General features: G+C 29.9%; 21 protein-coding genes. 2 read left to right on the forward strand and 19 right to left on the reverse strand.

The genetic code is table 11. The features are described from left to right. Window positions 1–2: 2 nt before the first annotated feature. The 17 genes from rlmD to M2214_RS14500 form a co-directional block, all read right to left on the reverse strand. Window positions 3–1,361 (reverse strand): 23S rRNA (uracil(1939)-C(5))-methyltransferase RlmD, encoded by a 1,359-nt coding sequence (rlmD, locus tag M2214_RS14420; RefSeq protein WP_248480217.1) that lies wholly within the window; start codon window positions 1,359–1,361, stop codon window positions 3–5. 238 nt (window positions 1,362–1,599) lie between these two features. Then, window positions 1,600–2,295 (reverse strand): hypothetical protein, encoded by a 696-nt coding sequence (locus M2214_RS14425; RefSeq protein ID WP_248480219.1) that lies wholly within the window; start codon window positions 2,293–2,295, stop codon window positions 1,600–1,602. A gap of 246 nt (window positions 2,296–2,541) precedes the next feature. Further along, window positions 2,542–4,122: a sodium-dependent transporter gene (locus tag M2214_RS14430; protein WP_248480221.1), complete on the reverse strand. Its 1,581-nt coding sequence runs from the start codon at window positions 4,120–4,122 to the stop codon at window positions 2,542–2,544. A gap of 204 nt (window positions 4,123–4,326) precedes the next feature. Then, a complete protein-coding gene (locus tag M2214_RS14435) occupies window positions 4,327–5,283 on the reverse strand; it encodes a methyl-accepting chemotaxis protein (RefSeq protein ID WP_248484884.1) in 957 nt (318 codons plus the stop codon). Window positions 5,284–5,441: 158 nt separating this feature from the next. Then, window positions 5,442–6,020 carry a TetR/AcrR family transcriptional regulator gene (locus M2214_RS14440; protein ID WP_248480223.1) on the reverse strand — a complete coding sequence of 193 codons (579 nt, stop codon included), beginning with the start codon at window positions 6,018–6,020 and terminating at the stop codon, window positions 5,442–5,444. A gap of 161 nt (window positions 6,021–6,181) precedes the next feature. Next, the gene (pyk, locus tag M2214_RS14445) at window positions 6,182–7,939 is read right to left on the reverse strand and encodes a pyruvate kinase (RefSeq protein ID WP_248480226.1); all 1,758 of its coding nucleotides are present in this window, start codon (window positions 7,937–7,939) and stop codon (window positions 6,182–6,184) included. A 181-nt stretch (window positions 7,940–8,120) separates the two neighbouring features. Next, window positions 8,121–9,080: a 6-phosphofructokinase gene (pfkA, locus tag M2214_RS14450; protein WP_248480235.1), complete on the reverse strand. Its 960-nt coding sequence runs from the start codon at window positions 9,078–9,080 to the stop codon at window positions 8,121–8,123. Window positions 9,081–9,362: 282 nt separating this feature from the next. Beyond that, complete coding sequence (locus M2214_RS14455; protein WP_248480237.1) at window positions 9,363–12,848, reverse strand: DNA polymerase III subunit alpha; 3,486 nt, start codon at window positions 12,846–12,848, stop codon at window positions 9,363–9,365. Between the two features lie 231 nt (window positions 12,849–13,079). Continuing rightward, a complete protein-coding gene (locus tag M2214_RS14460) occupies window positions 13,080–13,346 on the reverse strand; it encodes an HPr family phosphocarrier protein (protein WP_248480239.1) in 267 nt (88 codons plus the stop codon). Further along, window positions 13,343–14,299 (reverse strand): DNA-binding protein WhiA, encoded by a 957-nt coding sequence (gene whiA, locus M2214_RS14465; protein WP_248480248.1) that lies wholly within the window; start codon window positions 14,297–14,299, stop codon window positions 13,343–13,345. The genes M2214_RS14460 and whiA overlap by 4 nt, the downstream gene beginning before the upstream one ends. A gap of 31 nt (window positions 14,300–14,330) precedes the next feature. After that, a complete protein-coding gene (locus M2214_RS14470) occupies window positions 14,331–14,753 on the reverse strand; it encodes an NUDIX hydrolase (RefSeq protein WP_248480250.1) in 423 nt (140 codons plus the stop codon). Between the two features lie 66 nt (window positions 14,754–14,819). Further along, window positions 14,820–15,944: a gluconeogenesis factor YvcK family protein gene (locus M2214_RS14475; protein WP_248480252.1), complete on the reverse strand. Its 1,125-nt coding sequence runs from the start codon at window positions 15,942–15,944 to the stop codon at window positions 14,820–14,822. Window positions 15,945–15,956: 12 nt separating this feature from the next. After that, on the reverse strand, window positions 15,957–16,814 hold the full coding sequence (gene rapZ, locus M2214_RS14480; RefSeq protein ID WP_248480255.1) for an RNase adapter RapZ: 858 nt from the start codon (window positions 16,812–16,814) through the stop codon (window positions 15,957–15,959). A 5-nt stretch (window positions 16,815–16,819) separates the two neighbouring features. After that, complete coding sequence (locus M2214_RS14485; RefSeq protein WP_248480257.1) at window positions 16,820–17,542, reverse strand: PHP domain-containing protein; 723 nt, start codon at window positions 17,540–17,542, stop codon at window positions 16,820–16,822. A 15-nt stretch (window positions 17,543–17,557) separates the two neighbouring features. Beyond that, a complete protein-coding gene (gene murB, locus M2214_RS14490) occupies window positions 17,558–18,472 on the reverse strand; it encodes a UDP-N-acetylmuramate dehydrogenase (RefSeq protein WP_248480259.1) in 915 nt (304 codons plus the stop codon). 461 nt (window positions 18,473–18,933) lie between these two features. Further along, window positions 18,934–20,970 (reverse strand): methyl-accepting chemotaxis protein, encoded by a 2,037-nt coding sequence (locus M2214_RS14495; protein ID WP_248480268.1) that lies wholly within the window; start codon window positions 20,968–20,970, stop codon window positions 18,934–18,936. A gap of 338 nt (window positions 20,971–21,308) precedes the next feature. Beyond that, window positions 21,309–22,103, reverse strand: a complete 795-nt coding sequence (locus tag M2214_RS14500; protein WP_248480270.1) for a formate/nitrite transporter family protein — start codon at window positions 22,101–22,103, stop codon at window positions 21,309–21,311. Window positions 22,104–22,311: 208 nt separating this feature from the next. Here M2214_RS14500 and M2214_RS14505 point away from each other — a divergent pair, with 208 nt between their 5' ends. Continuing rightward, window positions 22,312–23,175: a formate/nitrite transporter family protein gene (locus M2214_RS14505; protein ID WP_248480278.1), complete on the forward strand. Its 864-nt coding sequence runs from the start codon at window positions 22,312–22,314 to the stop codon at window positions 23,173–23,175. A 90-nt stretch (window positions 23,176–23,265) separates the two neighbouring features. Here the strand turns inward: M2214_RS14505 and cysS are convergent, their stop codons facing one another. After that, on the reverse strand, window positions 23,266–24,684 hold the full coding sequence (gene cysS, locus M2214_RS14510) for a cysteine--tRNA ligase (protein ID WP_248480280.1): 1,419 nt from the start codon (window positions 24,682–24,684) through the stop codon (window positions 23,266–23,268). Between the two features lie 372 nt (window positions 24,685–25,056). Between cysS and M2214_RS14515 the strand changes: the two genes are divergently transcribed. Then, window positions 25,057–25,527: an HAD family hydrolase gene (locus M2214_RS14515; RefSeq protein WP_248480283.1), complete on the forward strand. Its 471-nt coding sequence runs from the start codon at window positions 25,057–25,059 to the stop codon at window positions 25,525–25,527. 52 nt (window positions 25,528–25,579) lie between these two features. Here the strand turns inward: M2214_RS14515 and fdhD are convergent, their stop codons facing one another. Further along, on the reverse strand, window positions 25,580–26,353 hold the full coding sequence (fdhD, locus tag M2214_RS14520) for a formate dehydrogenase accessory sulfurtransferase FdhD (RefSeq protein WP_248480292.1): 774 nt from the start codon (window positions 26,351–26,353) through the stop codon (window positions 25,580–25,582). Between the last annotated feature and the right edge of the window lie 4 nt (window positions 26,354–26,357).

The following is a 26,357-nucleotide window of genomic DNA, read 5'->3' on the forward strand; positions in this document are numbered from 1 at the left end:
AGTTATTTCCTCACTATCTTAGCTACAGTTTCAACATGCATAGTATGAGGGAACATGTCTACAGGATGTATTTCTTCACACTTATAGCCTCTCTCATCTAGATAAGCTAAGTCTCTTGCAAGAGTTGATGGATTACAAGATACATACACAATCCTACTCGGATTCATACTAACTATAGTGTCTAGCACCCTCTCATCACAGCCTTTACGAGGTGGATCAACTACAACTATATCAGCAACCTTTCCATCTTTATACAACTCAGGAACAACCTCTTCTGCCTTTCCTGCATAAAACTCAGTATTATCTAAATTATTCATATTGGCATTTACCTTAGCATCTTCTATAGCCTCTTCAACTATCTCTATTCCATATACCTTCTTAGCCTTTTTAGCTAAGAATAAAGATATAGTTCCTATACCGCAGTATATATCAAATACATTTTCATCACCTGAAAGATTTGCATACTCTAAAGCCTTGTTGTATAAAACCTCAGTTTGTATAGGATTTACTTGGAAAAAGGATAGAGGCGATATATTAAACTTAAGATCCTCTATGTAATCTTGTATAATTCCTTCTCCATATAAAATTTTGTTTTGTCTTCCAAGTACCGCATTCCCTTTTTTAGTATTAACATTTAAGACCAAAGTCTTAAATCCATCTATATTCTCTTTTAAATCTTTTATAAGTGCATCTACATTAGGAATCTTTTTAGCATTGGCTACAAGAACAACCATAACCTCTTTCGTTTTAAATCCAACCTTAGTAACTAAGTGTCTTAAAATTCCTTCATGTTTTATCTCATCGTATACACTAACATTATTTCTATCTATATAGTTCTTAACTACATCAACTATCTTATCATTCATATCATGCTGTATTACACACTTATTCATAGGTATTATATCGTGGCTTTTCTTTTTATAAAAACCTAGTACAGTTTCACTACCTCTTTTTCCTATTGGAAATTGAGCCTTATTTCTGTATCTAAAAGGCTTATCCATTCCTATAGTATCATGCACCTTAACACCTTCAATTTTACCTATTCTCTTAATAGTCTCTTTAACTGAATTAGTTTTTATATCAAGCTGTTTCTGATAATCAAGATGCATAACTTGACATCCTCCACAATCTATTAACTCATCCGAACATTCTCTATCAACTCTAAAAGGAGACTCTTCTATAATCTTAACAATTTTACCTTCTGCATAATTCTTCTTACTCTTTATTATCTTAACCTCTATTTTATCCTGTATAAGCCCGCCTTCAACAAATACAGTAAATCCTTCAAACTTTCCTATTCCAACTCCAGTATGCCCTATATCAACTATATCAACCGTATACTTTTCACCTTTATTTAACATGATTTATCTCCTTCTTATTTAAAATATCATCTATTAATATTACCAAAAAACAATATATCTATCAACTCAGAATATCATAAAAGTTCTAAACTCAATGTGTTAAGACAACAAACTTTCTTAATTATTGTTTTTTGTCTTTTTTAGAGGTAGTTTAGATATCCCACAGAATCGAATAAAAAAGCTAAATATAAAAAAGCCTTCTCTTAAAAGAAGACTTTTGGTATAAATGTTATAATTGCTATATAAATAAATCCTTACTTTTGTATCCTCTATAAAGCTGAGTCATAGCTACTAAAAGTAGTACGCAGGCAAGAATAGGTGGTACAGTAACTAATGCCTTTGCAGTAGCTAAACTTCTTCCCGTATCAGTTATAACCTTACTAACTGCTTCTTGATAATTAGCCATTGCATATACACCATATCTTATCCATATAAATGAAGTCATAAGTCCAACAGGTACTAAAGACATACTCATATAAAGACCATTTATAGATCTACTCTTAACTCCCTTAATACCTAAATACATAGGAACGAAAAATACTGCAGGAAGTACGAATCCAAAATATTGCGGAGATAATCCTAAAAATAGTATTGCTGTAAATATGAATGATCTGTAGTATTTATTTACATATTCTGTACGTCCTTCAAAATCTGCCTTAGCAGCCTTTAAATATCTTATATATACCTCTATGTTGTCCCCGTTTTTCTTATTGTTTTTATTATTTTTTATTTCCTTTACAAGGTCTTTTCCTTTACTACATAAAGAATCATATACGTCACTTAAATTTGTAGGTATTTCTAATTTCTCGTATTGGCTATATAGTTTATTTAATTGACTAATATATTTTTCCTTTCTAGACTCTTTAATTGTCTTTAGACCTTTAGTTAAATCCGTTAATTGGTTTAATGTGTTCATTAATGTCAGAGCTTTCATTAGATTCACCTCCAAATGTATTTTAGAAGATTCAGAATAATATTTTAATTCATTGTATCATATTTTTCTAATAATTTAAACAACTATGTTCATCTTATATTTTAAAACCCCACCTTATCGGTGGGGTTATATATCTACTTTTTCTTTAATAGAGGTCTTAGTGTAATTGCTATACAACAAAGTATAACAGTCCATATTATTAGCATGAAACCAAGCGCTGTACCAGTCATAATTAATCCCTCCTAATTATATACGTATAGAAACTTTATTCTCAGAAAGTTCTTTGCCGTATTTTCTTTTAATAGATTTATAAGATTGCATAAATCCTACAATCAACACTACAATTATAACTACTCTGGCTCCATTAACCCAAGGTACTAATGCTGGAGTATTTTCAACAAATGATGGAACTGCTCTAAAGTATCCAGCTTTAATATAATCAAGTGTAGAGAAGAATAATATTACAAATGTAGTTAAAGGAGTTAGTGCTTGATGGAATAATTTAAAGAACCACTTAGGAATCTTCCAAATTCCACCCTTGTTCATTTCAATTAAAGCTTTTTCTCCCATTAACCATGCACAAGCTATAACCTCAACTGCTGCAAGAACAATTAATAAATACGAACCTATCCAGTTATCTATTTCTGTTAAGTAAGCAAGATCTGCAGTCTTTGTCATTATACTTTCAAGTCCAACAGGTAGACCTAATATAATATATGCTACGAATATAATCCATGCACCCTTACTTCTAGCTACTCCCATATCTTCTTCAAGTAAAGCAACTAAGTAGTTGTACATTGCTATTGCTGAAGTAAATCCTGCGAAGAATAATAAGAAGAACCATAAAGCTCCTACGAATTGTCCTCCACCCATAGTTCTAAATACGTTAGGAAGTGCTATAAATGCAAGACCAACACCTTGACCCATTCCATCAGGTCCCATGAATGCATAAGCTATAGGAATAACCGCAGTTCCTCCAAGTATAACTTCTGCGAACTCATTAAGTGAAACTGTTGCAAGTGATGAAACTATGATATCATCATCAGGCTTTAAGTAAGAAGCATAGTTTGCTATAATACCCATACCAACTGATAATGTAAAGAATACCTGACCTGCTGCTGCAACTATTGACTTCCATGTAAATGTTGAAAAGTCAGGGTTCCAAATAAAGTTAAGACCTTTCATAGATGACCAATCAGGATTAACTGGACTTCCCATAGTTAAAGATCTTATTGCAAGAACAATACCAAAAGTATAAAGAACTGGCATCATAAGCTTAGCCCAAGTTTCTATACCCTTTTGAACTCCACGCATAACTGCGAATCCAAGTCCTGCTAAAGCTATTACCCAGAATGTAAATACCATAGATGGGTTTTGAATATAATTTACAAATACTTCTCCAGTTGAAATACTCATATCTGAGTATCCACCAGTTAGTGATAAGAATCCATAACCAAGTGACCAACCTATAATGTGGTTATAATATGAGTTAACAAGGAGTGTTACTGCAAAAGCAAACGATCCTGCTACTGCTCCTATTATAGCTGCATTTCTAGGTTTTGTTCCTTCTCTAGCTTGTAAATAAACCATTGGTCCAAGTGTACCATGACCATACTTACCACCATAACGACCTAAGTTCCACTCAAGAAGCATTACAGGTATACCAAGTACAATAATTGCAATAAAATAAGGAATCATGAATGCTCCACCGCCGTTGCTAGCAGCTTGATACGGGAATCTCCAGAAGTTTCCTAGTCCAATAGCATTACCTGCCATCGCTAGTATAAGACCTATCTTGGACCCCCAGTTTTCTCTTGAATTTGACATTTAGCTGTTCCCTCCTTTAATCATTTTAGTTATTTTTTATATGATATGCATATTATAGATATTTTATACATATCCTAAGTTATTTAATAGTTATTATACTATTTAGAATTGTATAAATCAATTTATTTTTCAAATTTTTCTGAAATTTATTTTTTAACAAAGAAAACCCTAGATTGTATACAATCCAGGGCATATCCTCTATTATTATGTATTTTGTATTCTAGATTTACTTATTTCTTTATTTAATTCTACTGATAATTCTTGTAAGTAATCTGATGAACTTGCAACCTTTTGTATATCACCTGCTTGTTGATAAATAGATGCACTTACCTCTTGTGCTCCTGCCGATGCCTCTTCTTTTATATTAGATATTCTTTGTATAGTATCAACTATATTTAATCTATCCTCATTTAAACGCTCAACATACTGACCTATAAATCTTATTTTTTCTATTATTTCACTTGTAGATTCTTTTATTAAATTAAACGAATTATCTACACATTCAACAGTGCTCGATTGTTTCAGATTACTTTGTTTAAGCGTATTTATTATATTAACAATATTATATATATATATCTGCATATGATCTAATATATTCTTTATATCATCAGCTGCATTATTGGAGCTTTCTGCAAGTTTTCTTATTTCGTCTGCAACTACTCCAAATCCTCTGCCTGCCTCACCTGCACGCGCTGCTTCAATAGATGCATGAAGCGCTAACAAACTAATTTGATCAGCTATGTCTGTTATAGTATCTAATATTATAGATATATTTTTAGCCTTTTTATTCAGTTCAAACACTGCCATCTGAGCCTGTACTGTGTTTTTATTGCTTAGTTTTGTGCTACTACTTAACTCATCTATAACCTTTGAGCTATTTAAATTAGCCTTGTCTACATTCTCTACATTTTTTAGCATATCGTGTGTATTGCTTAAAAGTTCTTTGAGCTTATTGGATAAATCATTGGCTAAATTCGCCCCTTTTTCAGCTTCATTAGCTTGTTGTATAGACTCACTGGCTATTTCATTAACAGTAATAGATATAGCTTCTGCTGATAAATTTGTTTCATTTGATATTTGTGATAAATCTTGAGATGACATGTTGACTTTTTCCGACATACTTTGTGTATTTTTTATCAATTCTGAAACATCATCCAACATATCATTCAATCCTTCCCCTATTTTAGAGATTTCATCATTGTTTTGTTTTTTACATTGACTGCCATAAATAGTAGTTCCTCTATTCCAATATACTTTTTATACCATTTTATAATATATCATACAGGAAAATCTTCCTCTTTTAATTATGAGGAAGATTTTTAATTTAACTCATTTTTTATTCCGTTGAAATAAAGTTTTATTATTTTATCTATTTTTTCTATAGTAAAATCATTATCATATACAATCATAGTAAGAATCCCTCTTAATATTAATTCATATGCATACATTATATTTTTCATTTTTTCTTCATCATAATTTTGATTATTTGATGCTTTTTTTATATTAATATAAATACATTGATAAATTTTATATTTAGTTATATCAAATTTGAATTCTTTCTCTAAGCTATATGGTGGAAAATACATAACCATATTCCAAAATTTTGCCAAAGTCATATTATTATTAAAGTAATCAGCAAATTTATATATTATTTGGTATAATATTTCTTCTAATTCGTATTCCTTTATATCATAATATATATTTTCTATGTATATATTTAAGTTTTTAGTTTCATCTTCTAATATAGAAAAAAATATCTCTTCTTTACTTTGAAAATGACTATATATAGAGGGTTTTTTTATTCCTACTTTTTCTGCTATTAAAGATAGAGTTGTCTCGCAATACCCTCTTTCTGCTATAAGCTCAAGAGATGCTTCTTTTATTTTTTTTGCTGTCATTAGATAATCCTCCATTAATAATTCAATATTAATAAATTAACTAATATATTTATCGTCATAATTATTATATTTTTTATATATTTCTTATGGAAAATTAATGTAATTTTTATATTATTGTAAATTCTTTCTATAAAAAAAAGCAAGCGTACGCTTGCTTTTTTTTATAAAACTCTTGTATTTCCTCTGTATATTATTCCACTAGCAGTATCTACAGTGATTGTTTCTCCATCTTTTACAAGACTCATTATGTCTTTTGCTGAAACTACTACAGCTTTTTCTAGATTAAGACCTACTATAGCTGCGTGACTTGTAATTCCACCTTCTTGTGTTATTATTGCAGAAGATTTTTCTATATATTCATTCATATCTGCATCAGTTAAAGTAGTAACTATTATATCTCCTTGATCAAAGTTACCTTTTATATCAGAAGCATTCTTTACTAAACGAACTTTTCCGCTTATAACTTTTCTTCCAATACCTATACCCTTAGTTATTATTTCACTAACGACGTGAACTTTTATTAAGTTAGTAGTTCCAGTTACTCCAACAGGAACACCTGCAGTTATAACTACTAATTCACCATTTTTAATATATCCTGCTTCAAGCGCAGTTTCAATAGAATTGTCTATAACTTCATCAGTTGAAGTTGCTGATCCAGTTAGTACTGGATATACTCCCCAGCTAAGAGCCAATCTTCTCATAGCTTTCTTACAGTTAGTAGCTGCAACAATAGGAGCTTGTGGTCTAAATTTAGATACCATTCTAGCTGTGTGTCCAGAAGATGTTGCTGTTACTATAGCAGAAGCTTTTAAATCAATAGCTGTTGTACAAGTTGCATGACTTATTGCATTTGTAACATTCACTTGATTCAATTTCTTTGACTTTAATATGTTATTATAATCAAGAGATTCTTCTGTTCTTTTAGCTATTAATGCCATTGTTCTAACAGCTTCAGTAGGATATCTGCCCGCAGCAGTTTCTCCTGAGAGCATTATTGCATCTGTTCCATCATAGATAGCATTTGCAACATCTGTAACCTCTGCTCTTGTAGGTCTTGGATTTCTAATCATAGAATCAAGCATTTGAGTTGCAGTTATAACAGGCTTTCCAAGTTCATTACACTTTCTAATCATCATCTTTTGAGCTATAGGTATTTCTTGAGTTGGTATTTCAACTCCTAAGTCCCCTCTAGCTACCATTATTCCATCAGAAATTTCAAGAATTTCGTCTATATTGTCTACTCCTTCTTGATTTTCAATTTTTGATATTATTTGAATGTCTCCTGCATTATTAGCTTCAAGTATTTCTCTTATAGCAATAACATCAGATGCTTTTCTAACGAAAGATGCTGCTATAAAATCTATTCCGTGCTTTATACCAAATTCTATATCACTTCTATCTTTTTCAGTTATAGCTGGAAGATTAATCTTTACTCCTGGTACATTTACACCTTTATTGTTTTTTACAATACCTGCATTTTCAACTATACAAACTATCTCTTCACCTTTTATTTCTTGTACCTTAAGTCCTACAAGACCGTCATCTATTAATATAGTGTCTCCAACTACTACATCATTTACAAGTTCTTTGTAGCTTACTGTACACATTTCTTTTGTTCCTAGTATATCCTTCATAGTGATAGTGAAAGTTTGACCTTCTTCAAGTGAAACTTCAGGATCTGCAAACTTACCAGTTCTTATTTCAGGTCCTTTTGTATCAAGAAGTATTGCTATTGGCTTATTTAATTCTTCTCTTAATTCTTTGATCGTATTTATTCTTTTTCCGTGCTCTTCATGATCTCCGTGAGAGAAGTTAAGTCTACATACATTCAAACCATTACTTACAAGTTCTTTTAAAACCTCTTTTTTTTCACTCGCAGGCCCTATTGTACAAACAATTTTAGTCTTTTTTTCTAACATTATTAATCCTCCTCAAATAATTTTAACTTTATCCGAAAGCTAGAAGTTCTAAATCTTTATCCTGTTTAGGTTAAAGCTAAGAACTTAACAAACTCCTAGATTAGCTCAACAAAAATTCAATTAAAGTAAAAACTTCATCTAAATTAAGTGTCGCTTTATATATTTAAAATAAAATTGCACTTTATATAGATAATATATCTACTAACTTGTAGATATCTTTATTTAGCTTTCTTTCCATAGCTAAAGCTTCGTGTATATCCATATCTATTATAGAATTATTCTTTATACCTACAACTCTCGAAGATTTTCCATTTATTAATAATTCAACGGCTTTTGCTCCCATTTGGCTAGCTATTATTCTATCAAACGCACTAGGGCTTCCACCTCTTTGAATATGTCCAAGTATTGTAGCTCTCGATTCTATACCAGTTTTATCCTTTATTCTCTCAGCTAAATCTTGAGATCCTCCTATACCTTCTGCAAGCATAATTATACTGTGAGCTTTTCCTCTGTTCTTACTTTGAATTAATTTTTTACATATATCATCTTCATTATAATCAGCTTCTGGAATTAGTATAATCTCAGCTCCACCTGCAAGTCCTGCATAAAGGGCTATATCTCCACAATGTCTTCCCATAACTTCTATTATGCTCAATCTTTCATGAGAATATGATGTATCTCTTATTTTAGTTATAGCATCTATAACCGTGTTAAGTGCTGTATCAAATCCTATAGTATAGTCTGTATAAGCCAAGTCATTGTCTATTGTTCCAGGAATACCTATTGCAGGGAATCCCATCTCACTTAGTTTTTGAGCTCCCTGGAAAGATCCATCTCCTCCAATTACAACAAGTCCATCTATACCAAATACTCTAAGTACATTAAGTGCCTTTTGTCTTCCTTCTTCTTCTATAAATTCTAGACATCTAGCAGATTTCAGTATAGTTCCTCCTCTATGTATTATATCTCCAACAGAAGATAAATCCATTTCAAATAAGTCTCCATCTATTAATCCTCTGTATCCTCTGTTAACTCCATAAACCTTACATCCATTATATATAGCAGAACGTGTAACCGCTCTCACAGCAGCATTCATTCCTGGAGCATCTCCTCCACTTGTTAATACAGCTATTTTTTTCATTTTTGTACCTCCTATTATCAAGGGACACTTCGAGTCCCTATATATTCTTTTTCATCCCACTACATTTAAAAAAATATTATTTCTATTCTATGTGTAAAAATTCGCTTCATGCTATCGCATGATTTATATCGTCAACGAATTGAAATGAAATTCGTTGCTTAAAACAATTGATATTTCAACTCACTTTAAATGTTATCCCTAAATTGAAGATATTATGATTTATTTAGAGATAAAATATAAAAAATATATTTTACCTCTAATATCATATATTATAACATAATTTTAAATATTTTTTAAACTTATATTTTTGATTTTAATATTCTGAACACCAAAAGATTCTTCTAATTCCTTTATTAACTCTTCATTCAAATCAACCATACAATTTTTTTCTGCTTTAAATGCTTTTTTCGATTTTTGACAATATAAACAAACCAATGAATTCCCTTTGTGTTTATTTAATATTTTCTTCAGGCTATATAATTCTTCATTATCATTTATATCATTTAATTTAACCCATAATTCTTTATCATTAATTTCTATTATTTCTTCAAATTCATTAGCTATAATTTTTGCATTTTCACCTTCTTTTATACTCATTTTTCCCTTTATATATATAATTTTATCTTCCAATATTATATCAGAGTATTTTTGAAGGATTCTTGGAAATACTATTACTTCTATGCTTCCATCTAAATCTTCTACTTCTATAAAAGCCATTATATCGTTTCTCTTAGTAGTTTTTATAGTTTTGTTTATTATTATACCGCCTATAATAACATCTTTATTGTCTAGTTTTAAAAATTTCTGATAATCTTCTTCTTGAGTTTTTGAAAGAGTAAAATTATTTATATTTGTATTCAATTTAAGCTCTCTTTCATATTGTGATAATGGATGTCCACTTATATACATACCTAAAACTTCCTTTTCTAATAAAAGCTTCTCTTTTTCCTTAAATTCAGATACATCAGGAAGTGTATATATATTATTTTCTTCTTTTTTATCACTCATTTCAAATAAAGATATCTGTCCTTGAATATTTTTTTTCTTATCATTTATTATGCTCTCTATTATTTTTTCATAACCTGCCATTAGTTGTGCCCTATTAGGACTTATACTGTCAAAAGCTCCACATTTTATAAGAGATTCTATAACTCGTTTATTTAAATCCTTCGAATTAATGGTTTTGCAAAATTCAATAAAATCCTCAAACTCACCACTTATTTCTCTTTGTGCTACTATATCTCTTATAGCATTTGATCCTACATTTTTTACAGCTTCCAGTCCAAATCTTATATTTTTTTCTTCAACTGAAAATTTTCCAAAGCTCTTTTTTATATCTGGCTTTAAAACCTGTATTCCAAGACTATTACATTCTCTTATATACTCTACAACTTTATCTGTATTTCCCATTACGCTAGTTATAAGAGCTGCCATAAATTCTACAGGGTAATGTGCTTTTAAATATGCAGTTTGGTATCCTAAAACTCCATAGGCAGCTGCATGCGACTTGTTAAATGCGTACTTCGCAAAATCTATCATATCATCATATATTTGGTTTGCTATTTCTTCACTTACTCCATTTCTAACACATCCTGCTATTTCAATATCTCCATTTTCATCAAGTTTACCATGTATGAAGTATTGTCTTTCCTGCTCCATTACATCCATTTTCTTTTTCCCCATAGCACGTCTAACCAAATCACTTCGTCCATAAGAATATCCAGCTAAATCTCTAACTACCCTCATTACCTGCTCTTGATAAACAAGACATCCATAAGTTACATCAAGTATAGGTTCTAATTTTTTATGAAGATATTTTACTTCATCTGGATTATTCTTATTTTTTATATAAGTAGGTATAGAATCCATAGGTCCCGGTCTATAAAGAGATATTCCGGCTACTATATCCTCAAAATTATCAGGTTTTAGATCCTTCATAAACTGTCTCATTCCAGCACTTTCTAGCTGGAATATTCCAAGCGTATTTCCTGAACTTAAAAGTTCGTACACTTTTTTATCATCGTATTCCATTTTAGAAAAATCTATTTTTACATTATGTTTGTTTTGTATAAGCTCAAGAGCATCTCTTATTACTGTTAAAGTTCTAAGACCTAAAAAGTCCATTTTCAAAAGACCTAACTCTTCAAGTGTAGTCATAGTAAATTGAGTTGTAACTCCATTTTCATGCATATATAATGGAACATAACTATCTACTGATTCCTTTGATATAACAACCCCGGCTGCATGAGTTGATGCATGTCTTGGCATTCCTTCAAGATCTCTTGATGTATCTATTATTTCCTTAACTACCTTATCTTCTTCATACATATTTTTAAGGTTTTTATTTACTTCAAGCGCTTTATTTATAGTCATTCCAAGTGCAAATGGAATTTCTTTTGCTATTTTATCAACCTGAGCATAACTAACATCTAAAACTCTTCCGACATCTCTTATTGCAGCCTTAGCCCCCATTGTTCCAAATGTTATTATCTGAGCTACATGGTCATCTCCATACTTTCTTTTAACGTAATCTATTACTTCTTCTCTTCTTTCATAGCAAAAATCTATATCAATATCGGGCATTGAAACCCTTTCAGGATTTAAAAATCTTTCGAATATAAGATCATACTTCATAGGGTCTATATCCGTTATCTTAAGAGTATAAGCAACTATTGATCCAGCCGCACTTCCCCTTCCTGGACCTACCATTATATTATTCTCTTTTGAAAAATTTATAAAATCCCAAACTATCAAGAAGTATTCTACATATCCCATATTATTTATTACATCTAGCTCATAATTTAATCTATCTATCATTTCCTGAGATGGACTCTCAAACCTTTCATACAATCCATCCGTACATAACTTTCTCAAATAATCATTTTTTGTAAATCCACTGGGCACATCGTACTCAGGTAAGTGAATTTGACTGAAATCAAATTCAACATTACACATATCAGCTATTTTGACTGTATTCTCAAGAGCAGTAGGTGCATACGAAAATAATTCATACATCTCTTCCTTTGACTTTAAATAAAACTCCTCCGTTTCAAACTTCATCCTTTTCTCATCTTGAAAAGTCTTTCCAGTTTGAATACAAAGCAGTATATCATGAGTTTTTGAATCTTCTTTGTTTACATAGTGTACATCATTAGTCGCAACAAGTGGTATACCAGTTTCTTTTGACAACTTCAAAAGGCTTAAATTTACTTCTTTTTGTTCCCTTATCCCATGATCTTGAATTTCAAGATAAAAATTATCTGCTCCAAACATTTCATTTAAGTTAAGGGCTATCTCCTTTGCCTTCTCGTAATTTCTCTTCATAAGATACTGCTGTATATCTCCTCCAAGACAAGCAGATAAAGCTATTATTCCATCACTATTCTTTTTTAGTTCTTCATAATCAACCCTTGGTTTATAATAAAAACCTTCAACATAAGCCTTTGAAACGAGCTTTATAAGATTTTTATATCCTGTCATGTTCTTTGCAAGAAGAACTAAATGTCCTTGGTATTTATCAAAATTAGGATCTTTATCTTTTAAAGATCTAGGAGCTGTATATACCTCACACCCTATTACTGGTTTTATTCCCTCTTTTTTAGCCTTTTTATAAAAATCTATCACACCAAACATACAGCCATGGTCCGTAATAGCAACCGACTTCATATCAAGTTCCTTAGCTCTTTTAATCACCTTATCTATTCGCGCAAATCCATCAAGTAAACTATATTGTGTATGCACATGAAGATGAGCAAAATCTCTTATCACACAATCACCTCCATTTAAAATCAAATTATTATTTTATTTTATCATGAATATATATTTTTTAAAAATAATAAAAAACTTTGCTTCTCTTTTTCAAAAGTTAATTCCAAAGTTTAAAAACTACACTTAAAAATATATATTATTAAAATATTTAATACACGAGAGGTATTTTGATAATATTTATTTTGGTATTAATCGCAAAATAAAAATCCCCTTAAAATCAAGGGGATTTTTCTATAAATTCTTCAATTTTTCATTAAAAAACTCTTCAATAGCTTTAATAGCCTCATCCTCATCAGACCCATCTATAATAATCATCACCTTATCTCCAGATGATGCTCCTAGTGTAAGAACTCCCATTATAGATTTTCCATTTACTGTTTTGTTGTCCTTCTCAATAGATATTTGAGATTTGAATTTACTAGCTGTTTGAACGAATAAAGCTGCTGGTCTTGCATGAAGTCCTACTTTATTAAAAATTTCAAACTCTTTTTTTATCATATTCTCCTACCCTTCCCTTTTAAATCCTCTGCTATTTTTTCTAATTTTCTAAGTCTATGGTTAACTCCAGATTTTCCAATAGGTGGATTTAACATTTCACCTAATTCTTTTAAGCTCAAGTCTTGATACTCTATTCTCATATGAGCTATTTCTTTTAAGTTCTTAGGCAATGATTCAAGTCCGATTGTATTTTTTATATATTCAATATTGTGTATTTGCCTTATAGCTGCATTTACAGTTTTGCTTAGATTTGCTGTTTCACAATTAACAATCCTATTTACATTGTTCCTCATTTGCTTTACTATCCTAACATTTTCTAAATCAAGAAGCGCACTATGGGCTCCCATTATATTTAATAAATCTGATATCTGCTCACTTTCTTTTAAATAAATAACATAATTGCTCTTTCTCATAACTATCTTACTATTAAATCCAAGTGAGTTTATCAGTTTGCTAAGGGCTATGCTGTACTGTTCTTTGTTCGTCACAAATTCTAAATGATATGCTTTTTCAGGATCGCTAACTGATCCTCCTCCTAAAAATGCACCTCTTATGTAAGATTTTTTGAGCGCATTATCCTCCATTATATTGTTCGGTATACTATTATTTATAATAAGGTTGTTACCCTCGTTTAATATACCTAAGTCCTTTAATAAAGCACTGGCTCCCATCTCACTAGTTATGCTAAGTATATAGCTATTATTTTTTTTCAAATTTCTATTTTTCTTTACCATTATTTGAGTGTGAATATTAAAGTTTGATTTCAAAAGTTTAAATACCTTCCTAGCTATTGCCGCATTTTCGGTAGCTATTTCAAGATTTAACTTTTGAAATCCCTTTAATTTAATAGTTCCACTCATCCTTATTATTCCCGAAAGTTCTGCTACATTGCATACTTTCTTCGAAGAACTAACTCTTACTAGTTCATTCTTAGTTTTACTCGAAAATGACATTTTTTCTCACCTATACTATTTTAAATATTGTTTAAATCAAATGTAATTTCTTTATTTCATCAAGTGCAACCTTAATTATCTCTTTTTCATCATCATACTTCGCAAGGTCTACAACTCTATTAATGTGTATAAATTTAGCATCTACAAATCCTTCTTCTCTTTGAGGAATAGTATTCATAGTTTTTGCTTTCATAAGATACCAAAAAACAGTTTTATGGACAGTTTTATTTTCATCCCAGTTTTCTTTAAAAGTATAATGAATCTCTCCTAAATATTTGACAATTTCTCCTTTTACACCTGACTCTTCAAGTACTTCTCTCAACGCCGCTTCATCTTTTTCCTCATTTTTTTCTACTTTTCCCTTTGGAAGTACCCAATCTCCGTTATATTTTCTTAAGAGAAGTATTGCATTTCCAAATAATACTACGCCACCAGCACTAATCTCTTCTCTCATATTTCTCACTCCTTAAAAAAAGCATAATAATAAAAAATTCTACATAAAAACTTCAAATCCTCTATATTAGGAGTTAAATTTATTAATAAAATTTTTGATCAAACAACAACAGCTGCTCTTTTTAGTCAAACCTACTATAATGCTACCCATTTTTTCAGAGTTATGTCTTATATACTTTTTTCTAACCTCAACAAGATTAGTTTGTATAACCGAAATGTTTATAGAATTTAATTGCTTTATTTGTTTTTTATCTATTAATACTTGATTCGATCCATCATTTTCATACTTTATTAGATCATCTCTATTTATTTTTTCATTATTAGCTATGACCAAATCTATTATTCCATTCTTAGTGTGCTTGAGTATGGAATTTACATGATCACATACATCGTAACCGTCAGTCTCTCCTGGTTGAGTCATTATATTAGATATATAAACCTTAAGAGCATCACTTTTTACTATTTTATTTGCAACACCATCCACTATTAAATTTGGTATTATACTAGTATATAAGCTGCCAGGACCTATTACAATTATATCCGCATCTTCTATAGCATCTAAAACCCCTTGTAATGGCTTAGGTTTATTAGGTTCTAAATATATTCTATCAATCTTGGTGTCTTGGTTTCTCACTTCATCAGGTATTCTTGATTCACCTCTTGCTATATTTCCATTTTTAAGTTCAGCTACTAGACTTATATCTTCTATTGTTACAGGATATACTTTTCCTGTTAACGCGAATATATCTGATACTTTAGATACTGCAACTTCTAAATTTCCATATATTCCATTCATAGCAGCTAAAAATAAGTTTCCAAAGCTTTGACCTTCAAGTTTTCCTTCTTCAAACCTGTACTGCATTACTTTTTCCATTGTTGGCTCCATATTTGCAAGAGCCAATATACAGTTTCTTATATCTCCAGGAGGTAGCATTCCAAGGTCTTCTCTTAATACTCCAGATCCACCTCCATCATCTGCAACAGTTACTACAGCCGTTATATTATTCGTAAACTTTTTAAGTCCTCTAAGGAATATAGATTGACCCGTTCCGCCTCCTATAACAACTACTTTTGGACCTCTCTTAGCTTTATCTAGAAGTTTTCTTTTTTTTATTGTTTCATAGTTTAAATAAGTTGCTAACAATAAGAAAATTATACCTATAACTGCCAGCCATACTCCTAAATCGTACATAATTTCCCCCAATTATCTCAGTGTATGATCTCTATGTTTTTTAAGCACACTGTAGTTTTTTTCTTTAAGAAAATCATACAATAAATTAGATATTGTGACAGATCTATGTCTACCACCTGTACAGCCTATAGCTATAACCAAATGATTTTTACCTTCTTTTATATATTGAGGTATTAAAAAATCTATCATATCTACTAATTTTTCAAAAAACTGTATACTTATATCAGATTTCATAACATATTCTCTAACTACTATTTCATCACCAGTTTTTTCTCTTAGTTCTTCTATATAGTATGGATTTGGCAAAAATCTAACATCAAATACTAAATCTGCATCCATTGGAATTCCGTGTTTAAACCCAAATGAAGTTACAGATATTATTAAGTTAGAGCTTATATCTCCATTTGTATAAGTTTTGTTTATCTCCTCTTTTAAATCCCTTGGCTTCATGTTGCTAGTATTTATTATATTATTTGATCTCTCTTTTAGTTCTTTCAAAATTTCTCTTTCTTTTTTTATACCCTCTACTATATCTGTATTAGATGATAGAGGATGGTTTCTTCTTGTCGTCTTATATCTTTTGACAAGAGTGTTATCGCTACAATCTAAAAACAGTATTTCATATTCATATCCAAATTTCTTAAGCATTTCCAGACTTTCATTTAAATCATTAAAAAAGCTTCTTCCTCTTATGTCTATACCGAGAGCTATTTTTTCAATAGCTCCCTTTGACTGATAGCATATCTCTGCAAACTTTGATATAAGAGTAGGTGGTAGATTATCTACACAGTAAAAACCTATATCTTCTAAAGCCTTCATAGCTTCACTTTTTCCTGCCCCTGATAGACCCGTTACTATTATAAATTTCAATTATTTCATCTCCCGTCTATATTTATAACACGACTTATATCTATACCAGCTTGTTTTATCCTATCTATACCATTTGTAAAATTTCCAACATCTTTAGGATGATGAGCATCAGATCCTAGTGCAAATTTGATTCCGCTGTTTTTTAAAAGCTTTAACTCTTCGACCGTTAAATGTCCATGCTTTGAGTTTACCTCCAGTATTGTATTGGTCTTTTTTGCTTCTTTAGCTATTTCTAAAAGATCGACGCTCGCTTTTGCTCCTGGATGAGTTATTATAAATATATCATTTTTATTCATAGCATTAATAACAGCTCTTGTATTATACTCAATTGCTGATTTTTTAAATAGTCCTGTATAATTAATAATATGATTTATACTCCCCTTTATCAATTTTGTTGGAGTTGATCCAAAATGATATCCTGCCATAATATAATCTAAATATTGTCTTATATTATCGTCTACATCTATATTACCTTCATTGTCTAGTATATTAGCTTCTATACCCATTAGTATATTTACATTCTTGTATTTTTCGTTTAGTTCGTCTATTTCATCTCTCATTTTCTTTATATCTTTATATTTTATGCCAAATCCCATATGTTTATATCCATGATCTGATATTCCAATTGTCTTAAGACCTTTATTTATAGCTTCCTTTACATTGTCTTCTACCGTTCCTTTTCCATGGCTATACACCGTATGAGTGTGATAATCAGCTATAATATTCATAATATCGTCTCCTTTTTAATCTTCTCCGACGATTTTAACCTCCTCATTCAGTTCAACTTTAAACTTATCATATACAGTCTTCTTAATGAACTCTATAAGCTCTATTATATCTTGCGCTGTCGCACCTCCTGCATTAATAACAAAACCACTGTGCTTATCAGATACTTGAGCTCCTTTTAATCTAACTCCCTTTAGACCACTATCTTCTATAAGCTTACCTGCATAATAGCCTTCTGGTCTTTTAAATGTACTTCCTGCACTCGGAACATTAAGAGGCTGTTTAGTAGTTCTTTTAACTGTTAAATCGTCAAGTATGTTCTTTATATCTTCATAATTACCCTTTTCAAGAGATAATGTAACCTCTAATACTATTAAATTTTCCTTAGTAACCAAACTAGTTCTATATCCAAATTCCATCGCTTCATTAGAAATCTCTACTATTTCTCCTTGTTGATTTAATACTTTCACAGAGCTTACTACATCCTTCATTTCTCCGCCGTAGGCGCCCGCGTTCATTGCAATAGCTCCACCTAATGTTCCAGGTATACCACTTGCGAATTCAAATCCCTTATAACAATTTTTAGCTATATGTTTTGCAAGAGTTGATAATAGTATTCCCGATTGAGCTTTTATAATGTTTTCATTTATCTCAAATTTGTTATAATTTTGAGCTATTTTAACAACTATACCTCTTATTCCTCCGTCTCTAACCAAAAGATTTGAACCATTTCCCATTAAAAAGTATGGTATATTTTCTTTTTTTATATATTTTATAATTTCTTTTAATTGATTTTCATCAGTTGGAGTAACTAAAAAGTCTGCAGGTCCTCCTATTTTAAATGAAGTATGATTCTTCATAGGTTCATCTACTAGTATATTTTCTTCTCCAATAATTTCACATAATCTATCATATATATTTTTTTTATTCATAATATACCTCCATAAAAAATTCGTCTAGTCGCTACGCACTGACTCATATCGCCAACGATCCCTATGGGCTCCGTTGCTCAAAATAGTTGCAAGTACATATATTCAATCAATGTTATCGACTAATTCAAAACTATATAATTTCCTATACCATAAAAAATTCGCTTCATGCTATCGCATGGCTCATGTTTCCAACGAGTCCAAAATCTGTTGCTAAAAAAATCGTATCAACTTTAAGTATATAACTAAATTAACTCAAGGTCAAAAAAGAAATTCACTTCATACTAACACATTGCTTATGTCGACAACAGGTCTCTCGACTCTGTTGCTTAAAATAGTTGCAAACGTCGTTCTTTAATCAATGTTATGTGTAAATTTAGAACTATATAATCTTCTTAAATATTAAAAGAGATACTTTATTATATAAAGTATCTCTTTAAAATGCTTTTAAAATATATTATTTTTTAATCTATTTTAAAGTTATTTACAGATTTCTCTAAGTTACTTGCTAGATCATTTAAATCTTGAGTTAAACTTGCTACACTTTCTATAGATGCCAGTTGTTCTTCAGTTGATGCTGATACTTCTTCAGTTGACGCTGAGGTTTCTTCTGATGATGCTGCAAGGTTTTGTATAGAGACTACTATACCTTCTTTTTTATTGTTCATAGAACTAGTATAATCAACTACGTATTCATTATTTTTGATAAGTAGCTCAATAGAATCTGAAATTTGTGCAAATATGTTTTTAGTGTCTAAAACAGCTTTATTTTGATCTATTATTATATCATTTCCAGCTTCCATTCTATTTACTGCTTCTCTTGATTTTTCTTGTATTCCCTTTATAAGTTCCTCTATTTCCTTTGATGCTTCATTTGACTGTTCAGCAAGCTTTCTTACTTCTTCTGCAACAACTGCGAATCCTCTTCCGTTTTCACCTGCACGAGCGGCCTCAATAGCTGCATTTAATGCCAGTAGATTAGTTTGCTCTGATATATTAGTTATAGCCTGCGTTATAGCTCCTATGTCTTGAGATTTTTTATCAACCTCAAAAACTATTTCACTTACAACCTTTGATGATTGTTTTGTCATTTCTGATTTTTCATCTAATATATTAACTATATTTATCCCTTTACTACTAAGTTCATTTGTTTTTAAGGTTATCTCATTTATATTACTCTCCAGTTCAACAACCTCTGCTATACTTTCTGCAAGTTCTTCTACTTTATTTAAACCATCTTGTGTACCTCTAGCCTGATCACTAGATACCATAGCGATTTGCTCTATTGCTTGTCCAATCTCATTCGTTGCAACACTAGTTTGCTCAGTAGTTTGGGCAAGAGAAGATGATGATGTTAATATAGTATCAGTAGAGTCTTTTACGTCTTTAACCAAATGCCTTATATTGTCTATCATTGAATTAAAGCTTTCTCCTAGGTCTTCAAATTCATCCTTTGTTTTTATATTTGATTTTACAGTTAAATCTCCATTCGAAGCCTTTAAAAATACTTCTTTTAAAGCATTTATAGGTCTTGTAACACTATTTGCAATTAACAGAGATACTATTATTCCTATTATTACAGCTCCTATTATAGAATATATTATAAAGTGCTTTATTGCATTAGTATCATTGATTAACTCAGATTCATTCATAGCTCCCAGTATTTTAAGATTTAGTCTATGCTCTGTTGAAAATGATGCAAATTTATCTACTCCATTATATGTATACTCTACAAAACCAGAATCCTTGCTTTTAATATCATTCCAAACATCTAGCTTACTTATATTATTTGTTCCTATTTCGCTTTTATCTTTATGTGCAATAGTTATACCCTCAATAGTATTTAAAGAAATATAACCTTCTTTTCCAATTTTAATCTTACTTATTTCATCTGATAGCTTGTTTAATGATACATCAAGCGCAACAATTCCTATAACTTGATTATTAGATATTATAGCTTTTGATGCAGTTATAGTAATCTGTCCAGTATCAGTATCTATATATGGATCTGTCCAGGCTATACTTCCATTATTTTTAACAGCTCCTGTATACCAAGGTCTAGTAGTTGGATCAAAGTCATCAGGTAATTCTACATACGGATAAATATATAAATTCTTGCTGTTATCCACTATATAACTATGCTCTATATTTATATTTTTTTCTTTATTAAGTCTTAAATATTCATCTATCTTATGTTGTGCTGCCTCTTTATCTATACCTTCTTTTTTAAGTTCATTTACTCTTTTTAGATTAGTATTATCAGTAAGCATATCTAGTTGTATCTCTATAGTGCTAAAATATCCATCTATTATTTTTTCTGCTAATCCTATGGTGTGGTGACTCGAGCTTATAAGATTTTCATCCAAAACATCATACGCTTTAGAATAGCTCATATACCCTAATATACATAACGGTATCGTTATTGATAATAGTAATATCATTATCATCTTATTTTTAAAGCTTTTTGGTAAAATACTAATACTTCGTCTTTTATTCTTCATAAGTTGTCCTCCTTTAAAATATAGTTCTTAGTATAAATTAAATAATTCCATTTTATGCTAATAATCATATTTAATATAATATCAAATATCAATACATTTTCAATATAAAAAACGTTTTCAGTTCATAAAATTTCATATTATATTTAATTTTAGTTATATATATAGATTGTATTATATTCTTTGACAACCGTCACATTATAGTCTATATCGGAACGCTCATTACATTTCTAAATCCTTTTTTATAAATTTATATTATTTTTTATTTAAGTTGGTGAACAAAAAATATAACTCCCTCAAACTAGGAAGTTATATTCTTTAAAATATAAGTTAAAAACTTTTTATATATTTTTAGCCTCTTCTTTAGATTTTTTAACATAACAAATATAATAAGCGATAGGTACTATTAACCCACCTCCAACTATATTCCCTAAGGTTACAGGCAATAAATTGACGGTAAATATATCAATCCAACTCATTGATAATCCAAATGCCTTTCCCATTGGTATGAAAAACATATTTGCTATACTATGTTCATAACCAGATAATACGAATAGCATTATAGGAAACCAACATGCAAATATTTTTGATACAACATCTTGTGCAGCTGTAGCCATCCATACAGATAAAACTACTATTACATTACACAGTATTGCTCTTAAAAATAATACTCCCATTGGTAAGGACATCTTCGCTTTTGCTATGCTAATACTTAGATTTGCAGCTGATTCAGAAAATAAATTTGCCTTTAATAAAACAAATACTAATAATACCGACCCTATAAAATTTCCAGTATAAACAAGAACCCAATTTTTCAACATTTGTTTTAATGTTATTTTTTTATCCATCACAGCTAAAGTCATGAGATTATTCCCTGTAAAAAGCTCTGCTCCAGCCATAACTACTAACATGAGTCCAACAGGAAATACTAATGCTCCAAAGAATTTCATTAGACCTACGTCTATATTTTTTAATGTCTGCATTATTATAATGTCGCCATAAGCTCCAAAACCAATAAACATACCCGCAAAGACTCCAAGTATTAGCATATGACTTGATTTAAGATTAGCTTTAGCTACTCCACTTTTGATAGTGGCCTGAGCTACTTCTTTAGGTGTCAAATATCTCTTTTCCATAAAATATCCCCCCAAAAGTATATAATATATATTTATATATATTGTATACTTTTTTCCATTTTCTTACAATAGTTTTTGTTTAATTTTTGTCAATTTTCAGATTCGTATCTTTTTTCTCACACTTTTTTAAGGTATTGTTTTTTGTATGCAAAATGATATAATTTATAGAGTAATTCTTATTTTAAATATGATTTGAAAGGAGTTTTTTATGAATAATAAAAATTATCTAACACCGTATGAGATAGCCTCTTATACTATTGATACGGGAATTAAAAAAGTAAGTAAAAAATATTGCATTCAATTTTTATTAGGTATATTAGCAGGAGTATTCATAGCATTCGCTGCTGAAGGATCTAACGTCTCAGCTTATGGACTTTGGGCAAAGCCTGAAACTTATGGACTTGGAAAGGCCATGGCAGGTGCTTTATTCGGAACTGGTCTTATGATGGTTCTTATAGCAGGAGCTGATCTTTTCACAGGTAATACACTTATAATAATGGCCGTTCTTGAAAAGAAAGTTAAATTAAAAGATATGCTTACAAATTGGACTTTAGTTTATTTAGGAAATTTTGTAGGATCACTTTTAGTTGCATATATGATTGTTAAGTCTGGACAACTTCATATGGGAGGTAATATGTTAGCTGGTGCGACTATAAAAATAGCATCTTATAAAGTATCTTTATCTTTTACAAATGCATTTTTCTTAGGAATTATGTGTAACTGGCTTGTATGCATTGCAGTATGGCTTGCTTATTCTGCTAAAGATATAACAGGTAAAATATTAGGAGTATTCTTCCCTATATGGTTATTCATAACCTCAGGATTTGAACATAGCGTAGCTAATATGTATTATATAGCAGCTGGAATACTTGCAAAATCAAATCCTCACTATGCACACGCCTCTCACCTGTCAGAAGAAGCATTAAATGCACTTAACTGGAAAAGTTTCATAATAAACAACTTAGTTCCAGTAACTTTAGGAAATATAATTGGAGGAGCTGTCTTTGTAGGAGTTGCATATTGGTTTATATACGTAAGAAAAGACAGCAAAACACAAAAGTCGTCTATATAAACAAGTAAGCTATATATAAATTAAAACAAGTAGAGAGTAATACTTTGTTAGTTTGAAATTCTACTCTCTACTTTTTACATCTAAAGTTCTTTATTCCTTAATATTCCATCTAGTACCTTGTCTAGTGTCTAGAATTTCTATATCCATTTCTAATAGGAGCTTTCTTATTTTATCTGATTTCTCCCAATCTTTGTTTTTTCTAGATTCTTCTCTTTCTTTCAAGAGTTTTTCTACCAAATTTACTTTACTTTCGCTTATATTTTTATTTTCTTTATTAATTTTTGTAAAATCCAATCCAAATACTTTATCAAAATCTTCTATTAAAACCTTCTTTTCTAAGCTATTTAAATCATCATCTTTTACAACATTGAATAATACAGTAAATCCATTAGCTAAATTTAAATCATCATTTATATATTTATTAAATTCATCTTTATATTTTTTGATCTTATATTCATCTTTTGATGTGTATTCATCTATGTTGTTGATTATAGAATTTATTTTGTATTTTAAAGCTGTTAAAGATTTTTTTGATTCTTCTAATCTTTCATAACTAAAGGTTAAAGGTTTTCTATATTTAGATTGAAGTACATAATATCTATACACTAATGGATCAAATCCTCTTTTTATTAACTTATCTAAAGTTAAAAATTCGCCCTTTGATTTAGACATTTTTCCATTATCTAATATTAGAAACTCGCCATGCATCCAGTAATTTACCCATTTATGACCAAGAGCACCTTCTGATTGAGCTATTTCATTAGTATGATGTACTGGTATGTGATCTACACCTCCACAATGAATATCCATATACTCTCCTAAATACTTTATAGCCATAGATGAGCATTCTATGTGCCATCCTGGAAATCCAACTCCCCAAGGAGAGTCCCATTGTAATATATGGTTTTCATACTTAGAGTTTCCAAACCATAATACAAAATCTAGTGGATTTCTTTTAAATGGATCTACATCTACTCTACTACCTGCTTGAAGTTCTTTCGACGTTAAATTTGTTAGTTTATAGTAACCTTCAAACATATCTATTGAAAAATATACATTTTTATTAGCTATATAAGTATATCCCTTTTCTTCTAGAGTCTTTATTAAATTTATAATATCTTCAATATGTTCTGTAGCTCTAGGTACTACTGTTGCAGGCTTTATATTTAATTTTTTTAAGTCTTTAATAAATGCATCTTCATAAAATCTAGCTACTTCTAATACACTTTTATGTTCTCTCTCAGCCCCCATTTTCATTTTATCCTCGCCAGTATCTGCATCTGATTGTAAGTGTCCTACATCAGTTATATTCATTACATGTTTGACTTCATATCCTCCATATTCAAGAACTCTTTTTAATATATCTTCAAATATATAAGTTCTTAAATTTCCAATATGAGCAAAATTATATACAGTTGGCCCGCAAGTATACATTTTCACTTTTCCATCTTCTATAGATATAAATTTTTCCTTTATTTTTGTTAAGGTATTATAAATTCTTAAGTTCATTTCATTGCCTCCTTTTATTTTTTAATATAAAAAAACTACAGAAAAGTTATAGCTTCTCTTAAAATAAAGAAAAACTAAAAACTAACCTGTAGTTTGTTTTTAATGAACTTGAATATAAGTATATTAAACTATAAAATATTAAAATTGACACAGGTCTGCTGTTATCTTAAATTTTGTTATATTTTTAAAACAACAACAGCAACAATACATCATTTTAATATCCTCCTTTTATAGTTATTTTATTCTATATTATGGTATTATAATAAAAAATGCAATATTTATTTTATAACTCTTAGTGTATAAAAGATATATTTTAAAAACACATGGTATAATGAAATACATATATAAACTAAACATAAGGAGATTTTTATAATGGAAATTAATATACCAGGAAGAGGAATCATAAAGATTAAAAATCTTTTATTAGACTATAATGGAACTATAGCTTGTGATGGTAAAGTTATACCATCAGTAAAGAAGAGAATAGAGGCTATTAATAAAGCAGGAATAAGAGTACATTTAGTAACTGCTGATACCCATGGTACTGTAAGAACTCAATGTGCTGATATGCCTATTGAAATACAAATATTTGATAACTCAAATGCTGCAAAAAACAAAAGAGAAATTGTAGAAAAACTTGGATCAGAAAATTCTATATGTATTGGAAATGGATTTAATGATGGACAAATGTTTGAAGCAAGTAGCATATCAATGATAGTAATGGGAGAAGAGGGTTGTTCAGCTAAATCCTTAATGAAAGCAGATATTTTATGTAAGAAAATTGAAGATGCGCTTGATTTGATATTAAAACCAACTAGAATAATTGCAACTTTAAGAGGATAAGAAACATAAAAAACTAGATTGCGTTTGTACGAAATCTAGTTTTTTTATGAGTTTAGATAATTCTACTTTCATTTGCATATATATTCATTTTTTCTCCTCTTACGAATCCAACTAATGTAATCCCTAATTTCTTAGCAAGTTTTACAGATAAATTAGTTGGTGCTGACTTTGATATTATAATTGGTATTTGCATCTTAGCAGATTTTAAAATCATCTCAAGAGATACTCTCCCACTTAATACTATTATTTTGTCTTTTAAATATATATCATTTAAAAAAGCATCTCCTATTACCTTATCGACAGCATTATGTCGGGCCACATCCTCATTTATAATAAGTACACCCTCTTTATCACAAAGCGCTACACAATGAACTCCTCCTGTTTTTTTAAATATATCTGAGTATGTTAAATTTTTTTTCATAAATTCGTACACTTTATTTTGTTTTAACTTAATATCACTAGTTACTGACTCGCAGTTTATTGAATCTAAAAAGTCATTAATACAATTATTATCATTATTTTGCATGTTTAATTTCTTAGATTGAAAGCTTTTAATGGATATATCATTTTTAAGTTGTATTTTTATATATCCTTTGACTTTATCTAGTTCAATAGATTGTATATCTTCTTTTTCATGTATTATCTGTTCTGTTCTTAAAAAACCGAATGCCAATTCTTTAAGCTTATCAGGAGTACACAAAAGTGTAGCCATCTTTTTTTGATTCACATAAATATTGAGTGGATATTCACAAACTAATTCTTCTTCACAGAATATATTTTTATTTTCTTCAATTTTTACAGCATCATATTTTATAGTTTTATCCATAAGC

It is taken from the genome of Tepidibacter aestuarii (assembly GCF_934924865.1).
Classification (GTDB): Bacteria; Bacillota; Clostridia; order Peptostreptococcales; family Peptostreptococcaceae; genus Tepidibacter_A; species Tepidibacter_A aestuarii.

Excerpts from the sequence above, each read along its gene's own strand:
- M2214_RS14425 (WP_248480219.1), bottom strand. The coding sequence starts at position 2,295 with ATGAAAGCTCTGACATTAATGAACACATTAAACCAATTAACGGATTTA.
- M2214_RS14485 (WP_248480257.1), bottom strand. The coding sequence starts at position 17,542 with ATGAATATTATAGCTGATTATCACACTCATACGGTGTATAGCCATGGA.
- M2214_RS14475 (WP_248480252.1), bottom strand. The coding sequence starts at position 15,944 with ATGTACGATTTAGGAGTATGGCTGGCAGTTATAGGTATAATTTTCTTA.
- fdhD (WP_248480292.1), bottom strand. The coding sequence starts at position 26,353 with ATGGATAAAACTATAAAATATGATGCTGTAAAAATTGAAGAAAATAAA.
- M2214_RS14435 (WP_248484884.1), bottom strand. The coding sequence starts at position 5,283 with ATGTTGGATGATGTTTCAGAATTGATAAAAAATACACAAAGTATGTCG.
- M2214_RS14470 (WP_248480250.1), bottom strand. The coding sequence starts at position 14,753 with ATGAGAGAAGAGATTAGTGCTGGTGGCGTAGTATTATTTGGAAATGCA.
- M2214_RS14460 (WP_248480239.1), bottom strand. The coding sequence starts at position 13,346 with ATGATAAAAAAAGAGTTTGAAATTTTTAATAAAGTAGGACTTCATGCA.
- rlmD (WP_248480217.1), bottom strand. The coding sequence starts at position 1,361 with ATGTTAAATAAAGGTGAAAAGTATACGGTTGATATAGTTGATATAGGG.
- M2214_RS14440 (WP_248480223.1), bottom strand. The coding sequence starts at position 6,020 with ATGACAGCAAAAAAAATAAAAGAAGCATCTCTTGAGCTTATAGCAGAA.
- M2214_RS14505 (WP_248480278.1), top strand. The coding sequence starts at position 22,312 with ATGAATAATAAAAATTATCTAACACCGTATGAGATAGCCTCTTATACT.
- M2214_RS14515 (WP_248480283.1), top strand. The coding sequence starts at position 25,057 with ATGGAAATTAATATACCAGGAAGAGGAATCATAAAGATTAAAAATCTT.
- M2214_RS14430 (WP_248480221.1), bottom strand. The coding sequence starts at position 4,122 with ATGTCAAATTCAAGAGAAAACTGGGGGTCCAAGATAGGTCTTATACTA.
- pfkA (WP_248480235.1), bottom strand. The coding sequence starts at position 9,080 with ATGAAAAAAATAGCTGTATTAACAAGTGGAGGAGATGCTCCAGGAATG.
- pyk (WP_248480226.1), bottom strand. The coding sequence starts at position 7,939 with ATGTTAGAAAAAAAGACTAAAATTGTTTGTACAATAGGGCCTGCGAGT.
- murB (WP_248480259.1), bottom strand. The coding sequence starts at position 18,472 with ATGAATAAAAAAAATATATATGATAGATTATGTGAAATTATTGGAGAA.
- cysS (WP_248480280.1), bottom strand. The coding sequence starts at position 24,684 with ATGAACTTAAGAATTTATAATACCTTAACAAAAATAAAGGAAAAATTT.
- M2214_RS14495 (WP_248480268.1), bottom strand. The coding sequence starts at position 20,970 with ATGAAGAATAAAAGACGAAGTATTAGTATTTTACCAAAAAGCTTTAAA.
- M2214_RS14500 (WP_248480270.1), bottom strand. The coding sequence starts at position 22,103 with ATGGAAAAGAGATATTTGACACCTAAAGAAGTAGCTCAGGCCACTATC.
- whiA (WP_248480248.1), bottom strand. The coding sequence starts at position 14,299 with ATGTCATTTTCGAGTAAAACTAAGAATGAACTAGTAAGAGTTAGTTCT.